The sequence below is a fragment of the Corynebacterium sp. HMSC06D04 genome, from assembly GCF_001807315.1.
GTDB lineage: Bacteria > Actinomycetota > Actinomycetes > Mycobacteriales > Mycobacteriaceae > Corynebacterium > Corynebacterium simulans.
The window spans coordinates 19560-28206 of the sequence record NZ_KV788550.1 but is presented as its reverse complement, the minus strand read 5'-3'; the positions used below and the strand labels follow the sequence as shown (position 1 = coordinate 28206).

Sequence of the window (8647 nt, the reverse complement as noted above, 5' to 3'; positions counted from 1 at the left end):
AGACAATGACGATACTCACCACGATGAGCAAGACGCCGCCGTCCAGAACACCGTAGAGGAAGAGCAACCTGCACCCGAGACCACAGCAGAAGATGAAGACGCCGACGAACTGCACGAGGGCGCGCAAGCTGGCCTCGACTTCCTCGCCAGCCTCGGACTAGGTGGCGAACAGCAAAGCGTTACCAGCGACAGCGACACTACCGACGAACAAGCCCCCGCTGATGAGCTTGAAGAAGAGCAAGGCCCAGAGCTCTAGATAAACAGAAAGGCGGTAGAAAGAACCGTCTGGTCTTTCTACCGCCTTGTGCGCGGGTGTATGGCTACATTTCGGCAACCTGCTCATCGGCTTGTTCGGCTGCGTCAGCAAGTTCGTTACCCGGCGATTCCAGTTCTTCGCTGGTCTCTTCCTGTAGCTGGTTAACTAGCTGATCGCTGGGGGATACGTCACTGTCGCCTACCGCGAGAGCGTAGGAATCAATGGCTTCGGGATCTGCGTCCTGGGCTTCTAGATCTTCAATGACTTCTGCCGGAGACAATGCGGTGACCTCGCGGGCGTCGTCGTCTCCGGCTGCTGCGGAGATGTCTTTGCCAAGGCGTTCCACGCTATAACGCGAAAGTTCTCCGTCACGGGAAGAAAATCGGAAATCGTGGCCGTCTTCGTCAGTAAAGGCCATGTTGTCCTCGAAGCTATCGGCGATGGCGGCGGCAGATTCGGCCATACCGCGGCGGTTGAAATCATCAATGACCCATGTGCGGGATTGCTCATTTTCTTCTATGAGCGCTCGGCAACCTTCTACTGCGAGTGCTCCGCCTGCCATGCGTGTGAGAGCGTTGGGGCCTGGCTGAATCGTGCGTGGAGGAAAGTGGCGTACACGCTCTGCATGTAGTGCGCGGCGCAGGTTTCGGATAGTGCGGGCTGTGGACGCATCGACAGATGTACGAGACATAGTAGGTGTCCTTTCGCTTTTGTTTAGGAGGCGGGTTTAGTTGCGGAAGTAACTGGTAGCGGACGAGATGGAACGTCTTCACGCTTACAATCGGCGAAGACTCCGTCGTCCTTCATGATTTGTCGCATGTGGTAGTCGCCGTGCAGGCGCAGGAAGGTCTCAAGTGCAGTATCTGGCTCCTTTACCCGCAGATACTCGTAGCGCTTCCAGAGCCCGTCTAGTCGGGCGATTACCTCGGGGTGGTTCCACCAGGTGGGAGACCACGCGATGTTTTTCATCCGGTTGTCGGTAGTCGGGTACATAGTCACTAGGAACTTATCGACAAACTCGAAGACGCTTTTGTAGTGGAAGTCTTTGGGATCGATTTTCTCTTCTGCCATGGATTCCTCCGGTGGTAGTTACTGTTGTGCAGGAAGCAGCTGGCGGGTTTCGTCGTTCCAGTAGGTGCGCTCCCAGAACGGCTCTAGATACAGCGCGAATGGCCGTCGCCCGGTAAACGCGAGTGCTTGTCCATAGGGCAAGGCAGCTAGTTCTGCCGCGTTGAGGATCTTCTTTTCCCGCGCTTGTATCGACGTTGAGCGTCCTCCGTCTGCTGAGCGAGATACGGATTTGGTCAGCTCTTCATAGTCTCCGATAAGAAGCTCTAGCTTGTTGAGCATGTCTTGGTCACGGACTCCGCCGCCGTAGAGCAGAACGGACGCAGCAGACCACAGGGCCTCCATGCCCTCCTTGCCCCAGGCTTTTACGCCTTGGGCATAGGACTGCAAGATGGTCATGACGATAATTCCACGCGAACCGTAGTGGGAGTACAGCTTAGGAAGCTCGGGCCACGGAACCGTGTTCGCAGCCTCATCGAGGGCGGCAATCATCGGCACTGGCAGGCGCAGACCGTTTTCTTCGCCATAGCGCTCGGCAGCTTTCATTGTGGCCGCTGCTAGTGCCGTCGTTAGAGCAGCCGCGTTGTCTACGCCTTCCTTGGACAACAGATACAACGTGTCGTGGTCGGCGCGGACAAACTGCTCGGGTTCGAACTTGTCCTTGTCCTCGCCTGGGGTAACCCACTGCCTGATGGCTCGTCGTCCCAGTGGCGCAGCCATTTGCGCTGCTTGGGAGAAAAGACCGGAGCGGGTGCGCTCGGTAATGCTGTAGGTTCCGTTGAGCGCGTCGGCCATGGATTCCCATTCGTCAAAGCGCTGCAAAATACCTACTGGCGTGCGGTCTTCATCGTCGTTAACCCAGCGGAAAACGTCGGTAATAGGGCGGTTGTCCAGTGCTGCGGCGAGAAACAGTCTGCCCAGCAGGTCACGACCGCCTTCGGAGAAGAAGGCGTCGCCTGTACTGTTATCGCCGTGGGCTGCGGAGCGGAAAATATCGGCCAGCGCGATAGCTTCACTATCCATCTTCATCGGGTCGCGGCGTACCGCGTCGAGAGGGTCGAAATACCACGGGCGATCGTCGCGGCCAGCAACAAGGCCTTGAGGGTCGAAAATCCAGATATTTCCACGTGCCTCGGTAATCGCGGCAGTGTCATAGACAATATCGGCCTTATTCGAGGTCGTCAGTACGTTTCCCGGAGCATCGACAATAGCCGGAATAACCTGAGACGTGGTCTTTCCTCGGCGAGGCCCGAAAATCACGAGATACAGATCTTCCCACGAGGAATACACCCCGCGTCGCGACTGTAGATCTTTGCCCATGCGCAGGCCGGGATAGTCTTTAGCGGCGTCTTCGCCAATAAACTTCGCTGCCTTCTTCTCCGCGCTTTTGCGCGACAAGGAAGCAATATCGCCTTTGGGGGCCAAGTACTTTGAGGCCTGTCCCGTAGTGCTGGTGGTCTTTTTCGGCTTGGACTTCATCCATAGATAAACCAACCCAGCAATAACTAGCCACAGCAGCACTGCGGCTACCGTCGCAATGACAGTCCACTCCAGCTGACCTTTGATAAGTCCGGCTAGTGTTTGAAATGGGTTGAGAGGTGGTTTTTCTTTACCGGCAAGCTTCCAGCTTGCTACCGCACCGATTTGCACGGTGCCAAGTACGGACAATGCTGCTACGAGAATGACAGCAAGGAAGATGGTTTGCCCGTCCGCTCCTGGCCCGCCTGAGTTTCTGGGGTTGGTTTTGCCCATTACTCTTCGTCCTTTCCTGTGCTATTTACCTGCGGGTTTTCGTCACTTTGACGGTTATTCATCATCGAGTTCAACAAGGCTTGCGAGGTCAACGTTTTTCAGCGAGCGGAACCCTCCCATACGCGCTACCGAGGACGCACGCTCATCTGTCGGATCGACCTCGATGGTCACGGCAACTTGGGAGTCTTTGGCAACGCCTCGAAGTCGCAGCTCATCTTCATCAAGGTCGGGGTATTCAGTGTGGATATGCAGGTCAATGAGTTCTGCTCCCGTTTCCTCTTGTACGCGGCGAGCAAGGTAGACCGCCTTTTCCGCAGCTGACTGTTCAGCACTGCCAATATCGCCTGGCGTATAGATGGCGTCGTTATCAAAGAAGCTGCCAAACCAAATAGCCTCGCCCGTCTCGTCAACTAGGGCGAAAGCACCTTTATCGCCCTTGTCGCTTTCTACTGCGCCCGTCCACACATCTAGGCGAGTGCCGGTGGCGTCATTTTGTGCGAGTTCTTCGGCGCGCTCGTGCTGGCGAGCCTGTCGCTCTTCCCTCTCGATAGCCGACATGGCCTTGTAGTCAATGCCAAGGATTTTTAGCTTGTGCATGAACTTACCCATGTCACTGCGGTCGTCAACGTCGACGCCGGCCTCTGCTCCAATCTCGCGCAGTTGTGAGGTAGTTTCTGCTGCTTTGAGCCTGTCCTTGTATTCCTCCGAGGTCACAAGGTTTTCAATTTCATCAAATCGGGCGTTGTCGCTGGCCTTGCTCATGGTTTTACTCCTTGTCGATTCTGTTTATGACATGGTCTGTGGTTGGGAGATGGTGATGTTGTCTAATCTCCACCACCCCAGGTTGTTAAAGTGCGCGAAGACGTCATAGCGCAGTTTCTGCTCATGCTTGTCACCCTTGACGGTGACTTCTACCGAGTACTGGCGTCGGGCTTCCATATCGGTGTCTTCGGGACGCTCTTCCAGGCCTTCGGTGAGCTCTACCGAGGCCGTAGCCTTATCGTCGACCCAACTAGCCCACTGTTTGCCAGGCACTTTGAACATCCCCGACCAAGAATCGCGGTTGTCGTAGGCAAAGTCTTCATCCATCAATGGCTCGGCCTTGCGGGCTGCATCGGCGATGGTGTGATCGTCTTTTGGAGACCAGGAGAAGATCTGCTCGACAACATCGTGGGCGACCTTGTCAACATCTTCTTGGTCAGTGTCTTGAAGCGGGCCGCGCACTTCGGGCTGCTCCCACTGGCTTACCGTGGGGTCTTCCATGCCGGTATCCGTTCCGTCCGGCTCATCATTTCCGCACGCCGTGAGCGCTACAGTGCTGGCCAGGGCGAGTGCGATAGCTGTCTTTTTCATTGCTGTCCTGCCTTTTCCTATTCGCTTACTCGATACGCTTGATGTGGCTCATCGGTGCGTACGTCGTATTCACCGGAGTCCACGCCATAGGTTTGAGCCTCGATCCATTTGTCCTTTCCGTCTTTCTTGCCGGAGTAGATCGCAACGTGGTGTTCTGCTCCATCGCCGCCGATGAGAATGATGTCGCCAGGTTTCTTGTCCTCCCAGTCAACCTTTTTCAGGTGCTCGTCTTTGGCCTGTGCTTGCGTCTGGTGAGGTAGCTTGACCTTGCCCTTGGTAGCGACAGCCACCGCACGGAGAACGAGTCCGGAGCAGTCGTAGCCTTCTTCTCCGCCGTCTTGTCCCTTCGTCGGGCCGTTCTCGTCGCCACCGCCCCATACGTAGGGATAACCGAATTCTTTACGTGCTGCGGCGACAATGCGCTCGCCAAGCTCGCCAGACGGTGCCGGATCATCACTGGAATCGCCGTTTCCGGCTTCGGTATCACAGCCGTCACCTACGTTGGCCTCACCCAAGGCTTCAATTTCCTCCTCGGACAAGTCCTTGCCTGCACCGCGATATTTATCTACCAGCTTCGTCGCAATATCAGCTTCTTGCTGGTAAACGCCCGTGCCCGTATCGTTGCCCTGAACCGTACTTGCGGCTGCACCTACTTCCATTCCTTGGTAATCGACGTCTTCGAGGTGCTCATAGAAGTTCTTCGCCTGAACTGCTGGGTTCATCAGTTCTTCTACATCACCCCAAATACCGACCTGCTGCTGGAAGGTGCCCACAGAGCCATGGTCACTACTTACTGCATCGTGCGGGAAATCCAGCGACTTTTTGAGCTTTTCGGACGTCACATCGTCGGCCATACCGCTTTGTTCTTCTGGGGTAATAACTCCATCGTTGGCGTAGACCTGTAGCTGGGACTCATGCTTAGCGGTAGCTACAGCAATCTGTCGACCTTTCTCATCGACGTGCATGCTCTCGCCAATTGCAACGATCTGCTTCGCCAAGGCGAGCTGGCGACCAGTAAGCCCTTCAAATCCGCCCTTTTCGTCAGCGGGTTGTCCACTGCCTTTAGATTTGCTCTTCTTGCTGCCACTATCCGAGCTTTCTTTGCTTCCGCCGCCTACAGCGGCGGCCATGGTGTCGGCGAAGATCTTCGATCCAGATGGGCCGGGGTGGACTCCATCAACGAGCATTCCGGGGTCTTTATTCGCCTCTGCTGCCCAGTCGAAGTAGTCGTAACCAGACTTTTTCACCGAGTCATTAAAGCTGTCGGCGTGAGGTACACCGGCGATGGTCATAAGAACTAAGTTGGCGTCACCAATCTTGTTTTTAGCCGCGTCGAACTGGTCTTGTCCCACTTCGCCGTTCGTGCCTAGGGCCATGACCACAGTGTCGAATTGGTCGCCGTCGTCGATTTCTTGCATACCGGCTGCGTATTGCTTGGAGTCTTTGGCCCTGACTTCGGCTCCTGGAATCGCGCTTTCAATTTGGCTGCGCGCACCGTTGGAGATGGAATCGCCTACGACAAGGACTTTTCCTCCGCCGTCCGAGTTCTTTTTAGAGTCTTTGTCCTTCTTGTCGGAATCTCCGCCGCCTTTTTTGCCTTCTTCGGCCTTTTCCAGCCATGGCTTAGGGTCGACGCGCTCACCGCCTGCTGCTCGGTCACCTTCGACAACCTCGAAGTGCAGGTGGGGGCCAGAAGACTGACCGGCACTGCCCATATCGGCAATGTGCTGGCCCTTAGTAACTTTGTCGCCGGTCTTGACCTTGACCTGACCAGGTTCTTCGTGACCGTACACGGTTTGAATTTTCTTACCGTCGATGTCGTGTTCCACGACAACCCAACCGCCGAATCCTTGCACGCCAGAGTCTTGGGCTTGGATAACGCGACCATCTGCGAAAGCGTAAATAGGAGTTCCACGCGGGCCTGCAATGTCTTGACCGAAGTGCATACCGCCCTCGCGTGGGCCATAAGGAGAGGTTTCCTGGGTGGCTTCTTTATCGCTCGGGTAGGCAAAATCACCATCAACAACGACATCGCCTGATCCCGATCCGCCTTCATCTTCGGCACATACTTCATCCTCATTCCCGCCGTCTAAGACAACGACGATGATAAGAACGAGGAACAAGACGATAGCGACGGCGATTCCGATAACCTTTTTCATCCGTCTTCACTCCTTAGTCGTCGCAGTCGCTCGTTTTCTTCTTGCAGATGCTCATTTCGCCGCTTTAGGCGGTTAATTTCTCGTTGTAGGTGTTGAACCTGCTTGACTGTGGGCGAGGGCCACAGATTTTCTTCTTGCAGCCATTCCGTCAGCGTTGTGCGCCCCATGCCCCAGTCTTTGGCGATTGCTTTTGCCGCTGCAGAGGCAGAGGAATACTCTTTCCACGTTTCTTCAAATTCCGCCATGGCCTGGCGCTTAGTGGACTCATCAAAAGGACTTACAAAGCCAGACATCTATGCCCCCTCACCTTCCAAGAAGAAGTCCTCGAAGCGAGCGTTCGTATTGTGCAGCTGCTCTTGAACTTCAGTCGGGAAAAGCATTGTCTGTACCGGAATGCCTGGCGAACCGTCCTTAGCAGGCTTAATCATGAATCGTCCACGGCCAGGTGGGGTTGCCCTCGCACCGCGAGTGCGTGAACGCGCAGGCGGCGCACCGCGAGACCACGAGACGATCATTTCTGCTTCTGCAGGTGAAAACTCCAACTGCGTAGACAAAATATCCAGCTCACTGGTGGGAAGTCCGCCGCAAATAACCATGCCAGCACGCTCAATAAAGCCCATTGCTGTCTTGCGGTCTTCCTCAGTCGGCAAGGCCTCTAAGTCCTTGAAGGTGTGGGTAATCATGAACAACGCAGTCGCGTCCGTACGGTTCAGGCGGGTCAAAGCGTCAATCTGGCCGACCATTCCCGGAGCTGACGAGAGCACCTGCCACATCTCATCGAGGCACAGATTGAAGTAGCGCTGAGGGCCAAGGCCGGCATCGGCGAGCATGTGTGAAGCCTCAATGGCACCGAAGGCAGAGCCCCAGCAGGCCATCATGACCGCTGCTTTCATCGCGGAATCACCACGATCAATAGCGGAGACGTCGATACAAATAGCCGGTGAATCTACCTCAATCGGAGTAGTAGTCTGACCGTCAAAGATACGGCCTGTAGCGCCGTCAAGCAGGGAGTTAAGGGAAAGGACAAGCGCGTCAATGCGCGCATTCCACTGTTCGTTAGTCTCTGCTCTGCCGAGCTTGCGCAGCCACTGCGGGCCGCGCTCGATGTAGGCAATGAGGTCTTTGAGCACTGGCGGGTTTTCCCAGTCAATGCGCTCTTCTTCGTACATTCCGCGCAGTGCCGCAGAAATGAGCATGGACTCATAGTCTTGGACAGCGCCGCCGCGACCAAGGCTGACTAGCGTGGTTACCATCGTGACCTGACGGCCATGGACTTGCTCTTTTGCGCGGTTGAGCAAGTCTTCAATGTTTTGCAGAGAAATATCGTCGTTTTCTGCTGCAGCCTCGTCTCGCTCAGAGGACATAAGTTCTGCGCGCTTGGCTTCTAGCTGTGGGATAACACGACCGAGCGCGCCCACATCAAGAGGATTGATGTGCCCATAGCCGTGGCCAACAGTAATGACCTGGCCGTGGACTTGGTGGGTAAAGCCGACGTATTCGCCTTTAATATCGCCTGCGGCAATCGTAATCTGCCCATTGGAGGCCCCTCCCATGAGCATTTTGCGCACTAGGGTGGACTTTCCTAGCGACGGCAACGACAAAATAAAGCAGGAGGGGTTAGCGATAATTCCTTCTCGAAACCACGACAACGGGTCGCATCCTACTGCCGCGCCCGTGGTGACATGGCGTCCTAGTGGCGTTCCAATAATCGGTGCAGGGGCACCAATGACATTGGGATTAAAGCCGCAACCTAGATTCGTCGTCGTCTGCCATTCCATCGGGCCATTTTGAACGGCCATGTAGCCTGCGTGGTGGCCGGTAAAGCCGCGTGGTTTCATGATGGTGAAAGGCTTTTCGCCGCGCACCGGCATGGCGCCGCCAGCACGTCGGCGCTGGCGCTCAATGGCTTCGGCGTGCTTCTGGCTCGTCTTTTTCCACTTGCGATAGCGCCTACCCTCGCTCGACCAGCGGGACGGAGTTTCCTTCTCGCCGTCCAAGATCTGCTCGTGTAGAGTAATCATTTCTGCGTCGTGCGTGCCCATTGCTTTAATCTGCTCCC

9 protein-coding genes are annotated in these 8647 nt (G+C 55.6%); 1 reads left to right on the top strand and 8 read right to left on the bottom strand.

Annotated features, from left to right (window positions below; translation table 11 throughout):
* On the top strand, positions 1–256 hold a 256-nt coding region (locus HMPREF3155_RS08570; protein WP_148138231.1), incomplete at its 5' end, for a hypothetical protein.
* Between the two features lie 64 nt (positions 257–320).
* On the opposite strand, the gene HMPREF3155_RS08565 is transcribed toward HMPREF3155_RS08570, so the two are convergent.
* The 8 genes from HMPREF3155_RS08565 to HMPREF3155_RS08530 are packed head-to-tail and all read right to left on the bottom strand — an operon-like array spanning position 321 to position 8630.
* Positions 321–947, bottom strand: a complete 627-nt coding sequence (locus HMPREF3155_RS08565) for a hypothetical protein (protein WP_070433095.1) — start codon at positions 945–947, stop codon at positions 321–323.
* Between the two features lie 23 nt (positions 948–970).
* Positions 971–1327 carry a DUF4913 domain-containing protein gene (locus HMPREF3155_RS08560; RefSeq protein ID WP_070433094.1) on the bottom strand — a complete coding sequence of 119 codons (357 nt, stop codon included), beginning with the start codon at positions 1325–1327 and terminating at the stop codon, positions 971–973.
* Between the two features lie 18 nt (positions 1328–1345).
* On the bottom strand, positions 1346–3076 hold the full coding sequence (locus tag HMPREF3155_RS08555; RefSeq protein WP_070433093.1) for a type IV secretory system conjugative DNA transfer family protein: 1731 nt from the start codon (positions 3074–3076) through the stop codon (positions 1346–1348).
* A gap of 54 nt (positions 3077–3130) precedes the next feature.
* Complete coding sequence (locus HMPREF3155_RS08550; protein WP_070433092.1) at positions 3131–3838, bottom strand: hypothetical protein; 708 nt, start codon at positions 3836–3838, stop codon at positions 3131–3133.
* 24 nt (positions 3839–3862) lie between these two features.
* Positions 3863–4429, bottom strand: a complete 567-nt coding sequence (locus HMPREF3155_RS08545; protein ID WP_070420738.1) for a hypothetical protein — start codon at positions 4427–4429, stop codon at positions 3863–3865.
* Between the two features lie 17 nt (positions 4430–4446).
* On the bottom strand, positions 4447–6588 hold the full coding sequence (locus HMPREF3155_RS08540) for a peptidoglycan DD-metalloendopeptidase family protein (RefSeq protein ID WP_070433091.1): 2142 nt from the start codon (positions 6586–6588) through the stop codon (positions 4447–4449).
* The gene (locus HMPREF3155_RS08535) at positions 6585–6881 is read right to left on the bottom strand and encodes a hypothetical protein (RefSeq protein WP_070433090.1); all 297 of its coding nucleotides are present in this window, start codon (positions 6879–6881) and stop codon (positions 6585–6587) included. The genes HMPREF3155_RS08540 and HMPREF3155_RS08535 overlap by 4 nt, the downstream gene beginning before the upstream one ends.
* Positions 6882–8630, bottom strand: a complete 1749-nt coding sequence (locus HMPREF3155_RS08530; RefSeq protein WP_070433089.1) for an ATP/GTP-binding protein — start codon at positions 8628–8630, stop codon at positions 6882–6884. It abuts the gene before it with no gap.
* Positions 8631–8647: the final 17 nt, after the last annotated feature.

Bases quoted from the DNA above. Each gene is read 5' to 3' on its own strand.
- HMPREF3155_RS08565 (WP_070433095.1), bottom strand. From the start codon at position 947: ATGTCTCGTACATCTGTCGATGCGTCCACAGCCCGCACTATCCGAAAC.
- HMPREF3155_RS08560 (WP_070433094.1), bottom strand. From the start codon at position 1,327: ATGGCAGAAGAGAAAATCGATCCCAAAGACTTCCACTACAAAAGCGTC.
- HMPREF3155_RS08555 (WP_070433093.1), bottom strand. From the start codon at position 3,076: ATGGGCAAAACCAACCCCAGAAACTCAGGCGGGCCAGGAGCGGACGGG.
- HMPREF3155_RS08550 (WP_070433092.1), bottom strand. From the start codon at position 3,838: ATGAGCAAGGCCAGCGACAACGCCCGATTTGATGAAATTGAAAACCTT.
- HMPREF3155_RS08545 (WP_070420738.1), bottom strand. From the start codon at position 4,429: ATGAAAAAGACAGCTATCGCACTCGCCCTGGCCAGCACTGTAGCGCTC.
- HMPREF3155_RS08540 (WP_070433091.1), bottom strand. From the start codon at position 6,588: ATGAAAAAGGTTATCGGAATCGCCGTCGCTATCGTCTTGTTCCTCGTT.
- HMPREF3155_RS08535 (WP_070433090.1), bottom strand. From the start codon at position 6,881: ATGTCTGGCTTTGTAAGTCCTTTTGATGAGTCCACTAAGCGCCAGGCC.
- HMPREF3155_RS08530 (WP_070433089.1), bottom strand. From the start codon at position 8,630: ATGGGCACGCACGACGCAGAAATGATTACTCTACACGAGCAGATCTTG.